Annotated in this window: 11 protein-coding genes; 5 read left to right on the top strand and 6 right to left on the bottom strand. The window is 72.7% G+C overall.

Annotated elements, in window-relative coordinates:
* Positions 1-2: 2 nt before the first annotated feature.
* The 6 genes from AC07DS_RS04695 to AC07DS_RS04670 all read right to left on the bottom strand — a co-directional run bounded on the left by AC07DS_RS04695 (position 3) and on the right by AC07DS_RS04670 (position 6,328).
* Positions 3-1,310, bottom strand: a complete 1,308-nt coding sequence (locus AC07DS_RS04695) for a diacylglycerol/lipid kinase family protein (protein ID WP_479142646.1) — start codon at positions 1,308-1,310, stop codon at positions 3-5.
* Between the two features lie 152 nt (positions 1,311-1,462).
* Positions 1,463-1,816: a DUF805 domain-containing protein gene (locus AC07DS_RS04690; protein ID WP_145878482.1), complete on the bottom strand. Its 354-nt coding sequence runs from the start codon at positions 1,814-1,816 to the stop codon at positions 1,463-1,465.
* A gap of 117 nt (positions 1,817-1,933) precedes the next feature.
* Positions 1,934-3,148: an alpha/beta hydrolase family protein gene (locus AC07DS_RS04685; protein WP_479142645.1), complete on the bottom strand. Its 1,215-nt coding sequence runs from the start codon at positions 3,146-3,148 to the stop codon at positions 1,934-1,936.
* 18 nt (positions 3,149-3,166) lie between these two features.
* Positions 3,167-4,273, bottom strand: coding sequence for a glycosyltransferase (locus tag AC07DS_RS04680; protein ID WP_479142643.1), 1,107 nt, complete (start codon positions 4,271-4,273; stop codon positions 3,167-3,169).
* A 47-nt stretch (positions 4,274-4,320) separates the two neighbouring features.
* Positions 4,321-5,163 carry a class I SAM-dependent methyltransferase gene (locus AC07DS_RS04675; RefSeq protein ID WP_479142641.1) on the bottom strand — a complete coding sequence of 281 codons (843 nt, stop codon included), beginning with the start codon at positions 5,161-5,163 and terminating at the stop codon, positions 4,321-4,323.
* Between the two features lie 175 nt (positions 5,164-5,338).
* Positions 5,339-6,328, bottom strand: a complete 990-nt coding sequence (locus tag AC07DS_RS04670; protein WP_479142639.1) for a hypothetical protein — start codon at positions 6,326-6,328, stop codon at positions 5,339-5,341.
* Between the two features lie 181 nt (positions 6,329-6,509).
* On the opposite strand from AC07DS_RS04670, the gene AC07DS_RS04665 reads away from it, so the two are divergent.
* From AC07DS_RS04665 to rpmA, 5 genes are all read left to right on the top strand, one after another.
* Positions 6,510-7,601, top strand: a complete 1,092-nt coding sequence (locus AC07DS_RS04665; RefSeq protein WP_479142637.1) for a hypothetical protein — start codon at positions 6,510-6,512, stop codon at positions 7,599-7,601.
* A gap of 46 nt (positions 7,602-7,647) precedes the next feature.
* The gene (locus tag AC07DS_RS04660; protein WP_479142636.1) at positions 7,648-8,424 is read left to right on the top strand and encodes a TIGR03936 family radical SAM-associated protein; all 777 of its coding nucleotides are present in this window, start codon (positions 7,648-7,650) and stop codon (positions 8,422-8,424) included.
* Positions 8,425-8,686: 262 nt separating this feature from the next.
* A complete protein-coding gene (locus AC07DS_RS04655; protein WP_479142634.1) occupies positions 8,687-12,928 on the top strand; it encodes an Rne/Rng family ribonuclease in 4,242 nt (1,413 codons plus the stop codon).
* 240 nt (positions 12,929-13,168) lie between these two features.
* Positions 13,169-13,489, top strand: a complete 321-nt coding sequence (gene rplU / locus AC07DS_RS04650; protein WP_030749991.1) for a 50S ribosomal protein L21 — start codon at positions 13,169-13,171, stop codon at positions 13,487-13,489.
* Positions 13,490-13,503: 14 nt separating this feature from the next.
* Complete coding sequence (gene rpmA, locus AC07DS_RS04645; protein ID WP_061922958.1) at positions 13,504-13,758, top strand: 50S ribosomal protein L27; 255 nt, start codon at positions 13,504-13,506, stop codon at positions 13,756-13,758.
* Positions 13,759-13,803: the final 45 nt, after the last annotated feature.

Here is a 13,803-nt window from a genome sequence, read left to right as displayed (position 1 = left end):
TCTCACCTGCCCAGCGCCAGCCGCGCAACCCGTGGCCAGTCGGCGGCCGGCCGGGCGACCGGTGAACCGGGACGGCGGCGCGGCACGCGGACGCGCAGGGCCCCGGCGTCGATCCGGCACACGACGGGTACGGGCAGCACGACGTGCTCCCCGTCGATACCGGCCGGGACGGTGGGCGTGTCCGCCTCGACGACGACCTCCCGCGCGGTCAGCCGGGTCAGCCCCGGCGAGCGCGGACCGCGCAGCAGCCGGGCCGCCTGCACGGTGCTGCCGACACGCACGCACAGCACGCCGAGCCGTCCGGAGTTCAGGCAGACCCTGCGCCCCGGGCGGTCGACGTCGACGGCGCGCCGGTAGGGGTTGTTGCTGACGAGCAGTGCCTGCAGGTCCGAGGCCCGCGACCGGCCGGCCCGCATCCGCAGCCGGGGGGCCTTGTCACCGGTGAGGAGATCGGGCAGCTCCCGCAGGGCCGTGCGGACCTTCTGGTCCCGGTAGGCGGGATTGGCCACCACGACCGCGTACGTGCCGAAGGAGACGTTGTTGACGAACACCCGGTCGGCGGCGAACCCGAGGTCGACGCGGAACTCGTCGGCGTCGGTCAGTGCCGCCAGGGCGGCCGCGGGATCTTCCCGGTCCAGGCCGAGGTCCAGGGCGAAGTGGTTGCGGGTGCCGGCCGGGATCACGACGAAGGGCAGTCCGTGCCGGGCCGCGACCTCGGCGACCAGGGCCTGTGTGCCGTCCCCGCCGGCCACCCCCAGCAGGTCGGCGCCGTCCGCCACCGCCCGCCGGGCCAGCTCGGCCACGTCCTGGTGGTGTGCCGGGTCCAGCAGGAACACCTCGGCGCCCGCCGCCCGTGCCCGCTCCGCCAGGTGGCAGCGGGCCACCTTGCCGCCGCCGGAGTTCGGGTTCATCAGGACCCACGGGCGGCGCGGCGGCTCGACGGGACCCCGGTCACGGTGGCGCGGGGAAGCACCCGCTGGCGTCAGGGCGATCCGCGCGGCCACCACCGCCAGCACCCACAGGCCCAGCGACAGGCAGGCCGCCCACAGCAGGTCGTGCGTGGCGTACAGCGCGAGGACCGCCAGGGGCGCGGCCACCGACAACAGCGTCCCCACGGCCCGGACGACTCCGGTGTGCGCGAGGGCCCACCACACCCCGGCCGCGGTGAGCACCAGCCCCCCGACCCCGACCAGCACCCACAGCACGCTCTTCAGCCCGGCGACGACCAGCGGCACCGCCACGCTGCCCAGCAGGGCGAGCAGCGCCGCACGGGCCCAGCGGGCAGGAGCCGGGCCGGAAACCGATCTCACGGTGCTCGTGGCACACCTCGGCAGGATTCGCAGGAGCCGTCATCCCGTCCACCTTGGACACAACGGCCGCCGGCCGGCTTCACCCGACGCGGGTGAACACAACGGGAAAGGCCCGCCGGAGAACTCCGGCGGGCCTTTTCGCTGATGCCGGCTCAGTGGGCCGGGGCGTACTTCGGGTTGGGGCCGTACTGGTTCGGCTCCGCCTTGCCCTCGGAGGCGAGGAAGACGATCAGGATGATCGTGCCCACCAGCGGGATCAGGGAGATGAAGATCCACCAGCCGGAGCGGCCCGTGTCGTGCAGGCGGCGGATCGTGACACCGAGGCCGGGGAGCAGGACGGCGAGGGTGTAGATGAGGCTGATGACGTTCGAACCGATGGCGCGGTCGACGACCGTCAGCACGATGCTGATGATCAGGTTGAACAGGAAGAACATCCAGTATTCCTGCCGCCGCGCACGGCCGCTGAACACCGCGTACTTCTTGAGTACGTCCACATACCAGTGCATTCTCGTCCCCCCTGGGATTCGCTTGATTGCTCCCCCATCGAATCAGTCAGGGTGACTGGAAACCATGGTTTTGGCGTGCGCGGGTCAATGTGTTACCCGGCCGCTGCCGTTCGGTGATCAGACCCCGACGCCGGCGGCGAGACGGGCGTCCAGCCAGTCGAACACGCGCTGTTCGAACAGAGCGCGGCCCAGCGGCTCGCAATGCCGGTGCGCCCCTTCCGCCTCGGTGAAGCGGACCAGGTGTTTCGGGCCGGTCAGGGCCTCGTACAACTCCCTCGAAGCACCGGGCCAGAAGTGCTCGCCGTCCGGGTCGGTGATCAGCAGCGGGGTGGTGATCCGGTCGACGACCGGCATGACGTCGTACCGGGAGACCTCGGCGAGGAGGTCGTACGGGGAGTCGATGCCGTACGGCTTGGCCCGCCGGCGCCAGGTCGCCGCGAGTGCCCGGTCCTGGGTGAGGGCGCCCTCGACGACGCCGTCGAAGGCGGCACGGTCACCTGACTCCCACAGACCGCGCAGACCGGGGCCGAGGTTGCGCCACCAGCTGTCCACCACGCGGGTCACCCCCGGGTCGGCGACCGCGGCCGCGATCCGGCGCTCGAAGGCAAGCGCGCGCGGGACCCAGTAGCCGGCCTGGCTGATGCCGGCCAGCACGATCCGGCGGGGGTCCACGTCGGGCCGGGAGAGGAGGAAGTCCACCACCGGGGTGATGACGTTCTCCCAGTCCGGCCGGAAGGTCACGCCCCGTTCGAAGAGCATCGACTGCTGGCCCGGGCCGTCGAAGAGCAGTACGCGGTACCCGCGGGCCACCGCCGGTGCGCCGAGCAACGTCCAGGCGGCGCTGAGCGGGCCGTCGCTGCCGTTGTTGGCGATCAGTGTGGGGAGGGGGCCAAGGGCGCCGGGCGGGCTGACGAGGTAGCCGGGCAGGGGCGCGTTCTCGTACGGGACGGCGACCGGCTCGGCGGGCGGGTCCCAGGACGTCAGGAAGCGGTGCAGACAGGCGCGGTGCTCCGGGAACACCTCGGCCAGCCGTCGGTCGGGGTCGGCGACCGCGTCGACGCCCACGAGGGCGGTGCCGAAGTAACCGGCGGCGCGCAGCAGGGCGTCCCGGGCGCTCACCGTCCGTCCCGCGGCCGCGCTGCGAGCGGCCTGCTCCCGCACTCCGCGGGCCAGTTCAACCCAGGCGGTGAACCAGGCCTCGCCGTCACCGTCCGCCACGGCGGAAGCGGTCGCCAGCACCTCGCCCACGTCGGCGCCCTGCCGCCAGGCCGCGCCCAGGGCGAGCAGGATCTCGTAGTCGAACTGGTCGTTCTCGCTGAAGCGGTAGGTCATGGCGGCTCCCGGCACCGTTCAGGCGCCGACGAGGGACCTCGACCCCGCCGCGGCGCCCAGGCGCAGCCTGGCCAGGGCGAAGTCCCTGTTCGCGACGACGCGTTCGCGATGGGCTTCGGGCACCTTGCCGCCGTCGAGCAGCCTCTCGCAGCACTCCAGGCTCTCGCGGTACTCACCCATCCAGTACGCCGCGACCGCGAGCTCGTCCAACGCCCGCCACTCGTACCAGTGGTGCTCCACGAACAGGGTGTCCGACGGTTGCGGGATCTCCGCCGCGCGCTTCGCGAACAGGTACGCGAGCGGCCAGCGCTCCCCGTGCACACGGCACAGGTAGGCCAGCTCGGCGAGCGGCTCGGCGCGGGTGGGACGGTACTCGTGCGCGTCCAGGAAGCGGGCGATCACCTCGGGCATCCGGCGCTTGAGCAGTACCGCCGTACGGGCGGCGTACAGCCGGGCGCAGAACGTCTCCTCGACGAAGCCGCTCATCACCGCCCGCCGGTCGTAGGCGGCCAGTGCCTTCCCGTGTTCGTCGGCGTCGCGCCAGCTCTGGGCGAGGTAGAAGGCGTACCGGGCGTTGTCCGGCTCCTTGGTGAGGGCTTCCTTGAGGATCGCGGCGTCGCGGAGGTACTTCTTGCGCCGGTTTCCCTGCAGGCGTCCGCCGCCGCCCATGATGACCATGCGCGCGCCGGCGAAGGTCGCCCGGTCGAAGGACGTGTCGCACTCCAGGTACTCGTGCAGCACACCGACGTACCGCCACGGGAGGCGCGTCGACACCAGCGTCGGGCGCCAGTGGACGACGGAACCGTGACGGATCTCGAAGTCGTAGCAGTCATGGCCCAGTTCCGGCATCGAGAAACCGGGCGCGATCTCCAGCGCGTCGTCGGCATCGATGAACAGCAGGTAGTCGGCGCGCTCCCGGGCCAGCTGGATCGCCTCGGTACGGCTCAGGTCGAAGCCCTTCCAGGGGCTCTCGTACAGCGCGCCGGGCAGGTCGGCCAGGGTTTCGCGGATGACGTCCTGAGTACCGTCGGTCGAGCCGGTGTCGAGGATCACCCAGGTGTCGATGAGGGGGCGCACGGATTCGATGCAGCGCCGGATCACATGTGCCTCATCCTTGACGATCATGTTGAGGCAGACCGTTTTCATGGCTGTTCTTGTTTCTTTTCTGTGATTCAGGCGTCGACTCGGCGTGCGATCACTTCCATGCAGATGCGGTAGCGCTCGCTGATCGTGTAGTGGACGGGCTCGAAGCCCTGCTCGGTCAGGAGCGCGTAGAGACGCCGGCGGCTGAAATTGTGGAAGTGCTCGAGTTCGCCCCAGTAGGGATTGGCGTCGCCGGCGTCCAACAGCCGCCAGGCGGCGCAGTCGTAGTTGGGCATCGACGCGAAGAGCACGCCGTCCGGCCGCAGCAGGCGGTGTGCGGCGGCCAGGCCGGCGCGCGGATACGGCATGTGCTCGAGTACGTCGGCCATGCTGATGACCGCGAACCGTCCGGGCTCGTCGAGGTCCGTGACATCCGTGCAACGCGCCTCGAAGCCGAGGCGTCGCAGACCCTCGACGCTCGAACGCCGGAGGTCGAGGCCCATCGGCTCGAAGCCCCATTCCTCGGCGGTGAACAGGAGCGAGCCGTTTCCGAATCCGACGTCGAGCCAGGTGCCGTCCGCCACGTGACGGGCGACGCGCTCCACGATGCGCGCCGACACGGCTCGGCTCTGTTCGAACCCCGCGCCCGGCTGCTGGTGCCCGTTGGTCGAGGAGAAGATCACCGACGCCGCCTCGGGCGTGAAGTAGCCGTCGGTGAAGACGTGTTCACAGTCGGTGCAGCGCATCCAGGTCATCGTGGGATCGATGACCGGCCGGTACAGCGGATGGCGCGAGCAGTCGCCGGTCCGCAGCGTGGACAGGACGCGGCCCGGGCAGAGGGGACAGGCGTCGTACGGCAGGCGCCCCTTGGGCGGGACGCGCGTGGCCGCGGCAACGGACGCGTCGGCCACGACTGCGGAGTCGGCGGTCATGCGAGCAAGCTACTCGCGGCCCTCGCCGATGCCGGGGTGGCGCGGCGAGACCGGTCCCACGGTCGGCCCAAGCGCGAGGGGTGTCCGCCGGGCCCGGACGGACCCTGCGGACACCCCTCGCACCGTGTGCCGGTCGGCCGGACTCATGGAGTCCGGGTGGGGTACGGCACGTCGGCTACGGCATTCCGTCGTTGACCGCGCCCGGGCTGGGCTGATGGATCACGAAGGTCCAGGGGGTGTTGCAGGTGAGGGTGGCCGGGTGCTGGTTGTTGTTCTCCGTGCAGGAGGTCTCGAAGACCAGCCCCGTGGTGGTGATGACGTCGATGTTGATGCCTTTGTTCTCGCCCTGGGCGTGCGCGTTGATGGAGACGCCACAGGCGAAGCCGGTCGCGGCGGTGTTGGGGTAGCCCGTGAGGCCGCTGAGGTCGGTCCACCGCAGGGTGTGGTCCGTTTCCTGGCCCCGGTTGTCCCGGATGCCTGCGTACGTCCTCGGCGCGCCGGTCGAACCGGTGGCGATCGCGGCGCGGAGTTCGAAGTCGGCCGAGTCCTGCTGCGCGTCGATGTCGGTGCACGGGCCGGGAGCACCGGTGGCGCCGGTGGCGCCGGTAGCGCCGGTTGCACCGGTGGCGCCGGTCGCACCCGTTGCTCCGGTGGCACCTGTGGCACCTGTGGCACCCGGCCGACCGGGGCCACCTGTCGCGCCGGTGGCACCCGTCGCCCCCGTGGCACCCGTGGCGCCCGTCGCTCCGGTCGCGCCGGTGTCGCCCTTCGGGCCGGGCGGACCCGTGGGACCGGTGGGGCCGGTCGGGCCTGTCGCGCCCCGGCACTCGTCCTTGCCGCCGTTGCCGCCCTTGGCCAAGGACGCCTTCAGGCCGGACTTCGGCTTGTTGGGCTTGCCGGGCTTCTCCGGCTCGCCCTTGCACTCGTCGTGGTCGCCGCCGTAGCGGCCCATCCAGTAGTCGCCGGCGGTGCGGCTCATCCGGCTCTCGGCGGGCTGACGCCCCGCCAGAGCCGCGTGCCCCGACACGTTCTTCGCCGCGGCTACGGCAGGGCTGACCACGCCGGCCGCCATGACCAGCGTGAGGGAGGCCACCATTCCGGCCTTCTTGAACCTGTCTCGCGCCAGGGGCCCGAGTAGTGAGGTCGTCCTGTACTCAGGACTCATCGACGTGCTCCTTGCCTCGTCCGGTCCGGGAGGCGTCCCGAACCCGAATGCGAGGTTGACCCGTGCGGGCCCGGACCGGGCGCGTGGCACGTCGGAACTCACCGGTTTATCCGTGGTTTATCCGTGGATCGGACTAACAGATGACTGCATCCGTAGGGGCTGCTCGGGCGTCTACCTCGGTATGGATCTCCAGAAGCCCCCGCCCGAGCCGCAGTACCCCGAGGGATGCCTCGCCGTCGCGATCCGCATCCCCGTGCGCATCGTCGTGCTCGTGCTGGTGCTTCCCGTGCGCATGGCGTGGGACGCGCTGGCGGTCTGCGGCCGCTTCCTCACCGACACCGTGCTGCGGCCGGTGGGGCGGGCGCTGCTGTGGGTCGGCCGGGCGGTCTTCGTGTGGCCGTGGGTGGCGCTGTGGCGCTACGTCCTCGTGCCCGTCGGGAAGGCGCTCGGATGGCTCGGGCACGTCCTCGTCGTCGTACCGCTGCGGTGGCTGTACACCTATGTGCTGACCCCGGTCGGGCGCGCCTTCGCCTGGGTCGCGCGGGGGATCGGGGCGGGCCTGGAGTGGCTGTACACGCGCGTGCTCGCGCCGGTGGGCCGGGGTGTTCTCCGGCTGCTGAAGGGTGTGGGCCTCCTGCTCGCCGCCGTCGGGACGGGCGTGTTCGCCGCCGTGGCCTGGCTGGTGCGGTACCTGCTCGTCGTACCCGCACAGTGGCTGTACGAGTGGGTCCTCGCCCCGGTCGGGCGGGCGCTGGCATGGGTCGCCGGCGCCGTGGTCACCGCGATCGGTGCGGTCCTGTACTGGACCACCCGCGTCCTGGTCGTCCTGCCCGCCCTCGCCCTGTGGCGCTGGGTCCTCGCACCCGTCGGCCGTTTCCTCGCCGTCGTCGCGCGCGAGGTGGGCGAGGCACTCGGGCACGCCTGGCGGATCGCGGGGCGGGTCTCGCGCGTCGTCGGCAGGGCCCTCGCGACCCTCTTCCGGTGGATCTTCGTGGAGCCGCTGCGCTGGGTGTACCGCACGGTCCTGACCCCCGTCGGGCACGTCGTGCGGGATTTCGTCCTGCGGCCCGCCGCCGAGGCCGCGCGCGTGGTGGGGCGGACCGCGCGGCAGGCGCTGACCGCCGCCCGCGACACCGTGCGGCAGGCCCGCGCGGACCTGAGGCGGATGGTCTTCGGCGAGCCCCGGCAGCCGGTCCCGGTCGACCGGCGGGAACCCACGGGACCCGGGACACGTACTCTTGGTAGCAGTACGACCGCTCTCACGAAGGACTAGGACACTGGGCAAGCGACAGCCCGAAGGCCCGCCGCCCGCACCCGCGGTGCAGCGCATCCGACTGCGCTACACCAAGCGCGGCCGCCTCCGGTTCACCAGCCACCGTGACTTCCAGCGCGCCTTCGAGCGTGCGCTGCGCCGCGCCGAGGTGCCCATGGCGTACTCGGCGGGGTTCACGCCGCACCCGAAGGTGTCGTACGCCAATGCCGCACCCACCGGCACGGGCAGTGAGGCGGAGTACCTGGAGATCGCGCTGACCGCGTCGCGCGACCCCGAGAGCCTGCGCGATCTGCTCGACGAGTCGCTGCCCACCGGGCTCGACATCGTCGACGCGGTCGAGGCACGGACCTCGGGCCTCGCCGACCGGCTCACGGCCTCCGTATGGGAGCTGCGGCTGGACGGAGTCGACCCGGTCGACGCACAGCGCGCGGTCGAGGCCTTCACCGAGGCCGACACCGTCGAGGTGCAGCGCATGACCAAGAACGGCGTCCGCACCTTCGACGCCCGCCCCGCGGTCGTGCACCTGGAAACGCACAGTTCGACTCCTGATAGGCCCAGCGACCAGCCCTGTGCGATACTGCGGCTGGTTGTTCGGCACGTGACGCCTGCCGTACGACCCGACGACGTCCTGTCCGGTCTCCGCGCCGTGGCCGACCTGGCGCCGCCGGTCCCCGCAGCGGTGACCAGGCTGGCGCAGGGGCTGCTCGATGAAGAGACCGGCACGGTGACCGACCCGCTCGCGCCCGACCGCGAGGCAGCCGAGGCCCTGACGGCCCAACCGGTTGCCGCCGCGACGGCGCCGACGCCGGAAGGTTCCGCGTAGGGACGGACGTCGTAGCGCCGCCCTCGTACTCGGGAGCCACCTGGGTCGGGCAGCGCACCGACCAGAAGACTTTCGCCAGGCCGTACCGACAAGGCGTACGGAACCGGCGAGACAGGACACAGAGTGCTCCCGTGCGGCGCCCGCGCCCCGGACGGCGGCCACTGCGCATCGCGCGGGCCGCGGACGTCAACGGCGGACGGTCCTTGGAGACCGACGCCGGACCAGGCGCGGCGCCCGGGAGCCTGACGGGAGAAACGCCCGCATGCTCGAGCCGACCGAGCCCCGCGAGGGCTCCGAACTGAACACACCGAGCGACACCCTGCCGCCGCGCAGGCGTCGCCGTGCCTCTTCTCGCCCGGCGGGTCCGCCCGTCGCGGCCGAGGCACCCACCGAGGTCACCCTGCCGGCCATACCGGCAGCGGAGGCCGAGGAGATCACCGAGGAGCAGGCCGCGACCCTCGAGGCGCCCGCCGCCGTCGAGGAGCCCGCGCCCGCCGCTCGTACCCGCCGCCGTGCCACGCGGCGTGCGTCCGCACCCGCCGGGGCACCCGCGGCTGCCGAGGCCGTGGAGAAGGCTGACACGGCTGTTGCGACCGCTGCCGCCGAGGCCGTTGAGCCGGCTGAGGCCGCCGAGACCGCCGAGACCGTCGAAGAGGTCGCGCCCGCACCCCGTACCCGCCGCCGTGCCCCCCGCCGCGCCTCCGCGCCGGCCGGAGCTCCGGCCGCGGCCGAGGCCGAGGAGGAGACCGAGGTGAAGGCCGAGGAGAAGGCGGCGGCCGAGACCGCTCCCGCCGTCGAGATGGAGACCGCTCCCGCCGCCGAGGCGGAGGCCGCGCCCGCCGCCCGTCCGCGCCGTCGTGCCACCCGCCGCGCATCCGCGCCCGCCGGTGCGCCGCAGGCCGCCGAGGCCCCCGAGACCGCGCCCGCCGCTGAGGCGCCGGTCGCCGAGGCCGCCCCCGCCGTCGAGGTCCCCGCGGCCGAGGCCGCGCCCGCCGTCGAGGCGGAGGCCGTGTCGACCGCTCGTACGCGTCGTCGTGCCATCCGCCGGGCGTCCGCGCCCGCCGGTGCCCCGGCCGCGGCCGAGACCGTCGAGACCGTCGTGCCGGCCGCTGCCGCCGCGCCCGTCGCCGAGGACGTGGAAGAGCCCGAGGCTGCCGAGACCGTCGAGGCCGCTGAAGCCCCTGCGGCGGCCGACGTCGCCGAAGAGGCCGCGCCGCGCCGTACCCGCCGCCGCGCCACCCGCCAGGTCTCCGCGCCCGTCGGTGCGCCGGCGACCGCCGAGGCCCCTGTGGTCGCCGAGCAGGCCGCCGCCGAGACGGCCGAGACCGCCGAGCCCGTCGCCGTCCAGGCCACCGCCGAGGGTGCGCCGCGCCGTCGCCGCCGGGTCGTGCGACAGGCCGCGAGCGGGTTCTCCGCGCCCGCGCACTCCGCGGCCGCCGAGGGCGAGTCCGAGTCCGAGTCCGATGCACCTCGTCGCCCGGCCCGCCCCGCCGTGGCGGTGTTCCAGGCGCCGGTGTTCGCCGAGCCGAAGTTCCAGACCCCCGAGCGGGCCGCCGCCGAGGCCGCTGCCGAGGCCGCCGGGTCGGAGGAGACCGAGAAGACCGCGGAGCCCGCGGAGACCGCCGGGACCGGGACGTACGCGGAGGAGCGCGCCGAAGCCGGCTCCCGCCGTCGCCGTCGCCGCCGTGGCGCCGCCTTCGCCGAGGAGCCGCAGGCCGTCGAGGCCGCCACCGAGGACGAGGAGCCGGAGGAGGCCGAGGAGGCCGCCGCCGAGGACCTCGCCGAGGGCGACGAGACCGAAGAGGCCGAGGGCGCCGAGGAGGCCGGCTCGCGCCGGCGCCGTCGCCGGGGCGGCCGTCGCCGTCGCCGCGGTGACGCCGCCGAGGGCGAGGCCGGTGAGGGTGCGGACGCCGAGGCCGACGAACTGGCCGCCGAGCAGGCCGCCCAGGACGCCGAGGACACCGCCGAGCAGGAGGAGGAGGACGCCGAGGACGCGCACGACGAGTCCGGCTCCTCCAGCAGCCGTCGCCGTCGGCGCCGTCGTCGTCGCGCCGGTGACACCTCCGTCGACACCGAGCCCGACGAGACCGACCCGGAGCGCACGGTCGTCAAGGTCCGCGAGCCCCGCAAGCCCGCCGAGCCGTCCGACGAGGTGCAGTCCATCAAGGGCTCGACCCGTCTCGAGGCGAAGAAGCAGCGCCGCCGCGAAGGCCGCGAGCAGGGCCGCCGACGCGTTCCGATCATCACCGAGGCCGAGTTCCTGGCCCGCCGCGAGGCTGTCGAGCGCGTGATGGTCGTGCGCCAGCACGGCGAGCGCACGCAGATCGGCGTCCTCGAGGACGGCGTGCTGGTCGAGCACTACGTCAACAAGGAGCAGGCCACCTCGTACGTCGGCAACGTCTACCTGGGCAAGGTCCAGAACGTGCTGCCGTCGATGGAGGCCGCCTTCATCGACATCGGCAAGGGCCGCAACGCCGTCCTGTACGCCGGTGAGGTCAACTTCGAGGCGCTGGGCATGGCAAACGGCCCGCGTCGCATCGAGGCCGCCCTGAAGTCCGGCCAGTCGGTCCTCGTCCAGGTGACGAAGGACCCGATCGGTCACAAGGGCGCCCGTCTGACCAGTCAGGTCTCCCTGCCGGGCCGTTACCTCGTGTACGTGCCCGAGGGCTCGATGACCGGCATCAGCCGCAAGCTGCCCGACACCGAGCGCGCGCGTCTGAAGACCATCCTCAAGAAGATCGTCCCCGAGGACGCGGGCGTCATCGTGCGCACCGCCGCCGAGGGCGCGAGCGAGGAGGAGCTGCGCCGGGACGTCGAGCGGCTGCAGGCGCAGTGGGAGGACATCCAGAAGAAGGCGAAGAGCGGCAACGCTCCGACGCTGCTGTACGGCGAGCCGGACATGACCGTCCGGGTCGTGCGCGACATCTTCAACGAGGACTTCTCCAAGGTCGTCGTCAGCGGTGACGAGGCCTGGCAGACGATCCACGGGTACGTCTCCCACGTGGCCCCGGACCTGGCCGAGCGGCTGTCGAAGTGGACCTCCGAGGTCGACGCCTTCGCCACCTACCGGATCGACGAGCAGCTCGCCAAGGCGCTGGACCGCAAGGTCTGGCTGCCCAGCGGCGGTTCGCTGGTGATCGACCGGACCGAGGCGATGGTCGTCGTCGACGTCAACACCGGCAAGTTCACCGGCCAGGGCGGCAACCTGGAGGAGACGGTCACCAGGAACAACCTGGAGGCGGCCGAGGAGATCGTGCGCCAGCTGCGGCTGCGCGACCTCGGCGGCATCATCGTCATCGACTTCATCGACATGGTCCTGGAGTCGAACCGGGACCTGGTGCTGCGCCGCCTGCTGGAGTGCCTGGGCCGCGACCGTACGAAGCACCAGGTCGCCGAGGTGACCTCGCTGGGCCTGGTCCAGATGACCCGCAAGCGGGTCGGCCAGGGCCTGCTGGAGTCCTTCTCCGAGACCTGCGTCCACTGCAACGGCCGTGGCGTCATCGTCCACATGGAGCAGCCGACCGCGGTCGGCGGCGGTGGCGGCGGCAAGCGCAAGAAGCGCGGGCGCGGCGGTGACGGGCAGCTGCCCGAGCACGAGGTCGCCGCGGTGGCCGTGGAGACGGGCGAGGCCGTCGAGCCGGCGGCGGAGACCGTCGTCGAGGTCGCCGCTGAGCTGGCCGAGCCGGTCGCCCTGCCCGCCCCCGACTTCGCGCCGGACGAGGAGCTGTACAGCAGCGTCGCCGAGGCGGAGGCGGCGGCCGGCCGTGGCCGTTCGCGTCGCCGCGTCAGCCGTCGGGCCTCGGCCCCGGCCGGTACGCCGAAGGCCGAGCGCCGCAGGGCCGGGAAGGCCACCGAGGCCGCGGAGACCGCCGAGGTCGTCGCGCCCGCCGAGGAGGCCGTGCTGCCCGCACAGCCGGAGCCGGTGGTCGAGGCGCAGGCCGCCGAGCCGGTCGCCGTGGCGGCCCCGGAGCCCGCTGCCGAGGAGGCCGCGCCCAAGGTCCGTACGCGTCGTCGCGCGACCCGGAAGGTGTCCGCGCCGGCCGGTTCCCCGGCGGGCGCGGAGGCGGCCGTGGTGACGGTCGCCGAGACCGCGCCGGTGGAGCAGGCCGAGGCCCCGGCTCCGGTCGAGGAGGCGCCCGCCGAGAGCGCCGCCCCGGCCCGCCCGCGGCGTCGTGCCGTGCGCAAGGCCACCGCGCCGACCACGTCCGAGGAGACGGCCGTCGTGGTCGTCCCGGCCACCGGGTCGGAGGCGGCTGCCGCCGAGGCGCCCGCTGCCGAGGCGGCGGATGAGGCGGTCGAGGAGGCCGCGCCGGCCAAGAAGACCGCCCGCAAGGCGGCCAAGAAGGTGACGGCGAAGAAGGCCGCCACCAAGAAGACCGTGGCCAAGAAGACGGCCGCCAAGAAGACGACGGCCAAGAAGGCGGCCAAGACCGCCAAGACGGCCGCCGCCAAGTCGACGGCGAAGAAGACCACCACGGTCGTCGCCGCCGCCGACGAGAGCTGAACCCGCTGAGCGGTGTGCGGCCGGTCCGTGTGACCGGCCGCATACCGCGGGGGCCCGGCCCGGTTTGACCCCTTCGGTCGTGGCCCCGTAACCTTGACCGTCGGCGTGTCCACTGAACACGCCACATCCCCGTAAACCTCTTCCTCCCGGACACACGGTTGGCCGGGAGAGGTCGTTCCTGCTGTTCCTGGGCGGCTGGCCTTCGGGGGTGCCGTTTCTTCGAGCGAAAGAGAGATCCGCGTGTACGCCATCGTGCGCAGCGGTGGTCGCCAGCACAAGGTTGCTGTCGGCGACATCGTTGAGGTTGACAAGATTTCCACTGCCAAGGTTGGCGACACGGTCGAGCTCTCGACCCTGCTCGTTGTCGACGGCGACGCTGTGACCAGCGACCCGTGGGTGCTGGCCGGCATCAAGGTCCAGGCCGAGGTCGTGGACCACCACAAGGGCCAGAAGATCGACATTCTGCGCTACAAGAACAAGACCGGCTACCGCCGTCGTCAGGGCCACCGCCAGCAGTACACGGCGATCAAGGTCACGTCGATCCCCGCGGCTGCGAAGTAAGGGACTGAGGAGACATGGCACACAAGAAGGGCGCATCGTCCACCCGGAACGGTCGCGACTCCAATGCCCAGCGGCTCGGCGTGAAGCGCTTCGGCGGTCAGGTCGTGAACGCTGGTGAGATCCTGGTCCGCCAGCGCGGCACCCACTTCCACCCGGGCGCCGGTGTCGGCCGCGGCGGCGACGACACGCTGTTCGCGCTGCAGGCCGGTGCGGTGGAGTTCGGCAGCCACCGTGGCCGCAAGGTCGTGAACATCGTTCCGGTCGCCTGACCGAACGTTCACTTCGCGAGGCGGACCTCACTTCCCGGTCGGGAA

Source organism: Streptomyces sp. NPDC044064, from assembly GCF_056434245.1.
Note: the sequence above shows the minus strand (reverse complement) of the source record. Positions and strands in the feature narration are given on the sequence as shown.

Coding starts and splice junctions, on each gene's coding strand:
- AC07DS_RS04690 (WP_145878482.1), bottom strand. CDS start 1,816: ATGCACTGGTATGTGGACGTACTCAAGAAGTACGCGGTGTTCAGCGGC.
- AC07DS_RS04670 (WP_479142639.1), bottom strand. CDS start 6,328: ATGAGTCCTGAGTACAGGACGACCTCACTACTCGGGCCCCTGGCGCGA.
- AC07DS_RS04685 (WP_479142645.1), bottom strand. CDS start 3,148: ATGACCTACCGCTTCAGCGAGAACGACCAGTTCGACTACGAGATCCTG.
- AC07DS_RS04675 (WP_479142641.1), bottom strand. CDS start 5,163: ATGACCGCCGACTCCGCAGTCGTGGCCGACGCGTCCGTTGCCGCGGCC.
- AC07DS_RS04680 (WP_479142643.1), bottom strand. CDS start 4,273: ATGATCGTCAAGGATGAGGCACATGTGATCCGGCGCTGCATCGAATCC.
- AC07DS_RS04665 (WP_479142637.1), top strand. CDS start 6,510: ATGGATCTCCAGAAGCCCCCGCCCGAGCCGCAGTACCCCGAGGGATGC.
- AC07DS_RS04655 (WP_479142634.1), top strand. CDS start 8,687: ATGCTCGAGCCGACCGAGCCCCGCGAGGGCTCCGAACTGAACACACCG.
- rpmA (WP_061922958.1), top strand. CDS start 13,504: ATGGCACACAAGAAGGGCGCATCGTCCACCCGGAACGGTCGCGACTCC.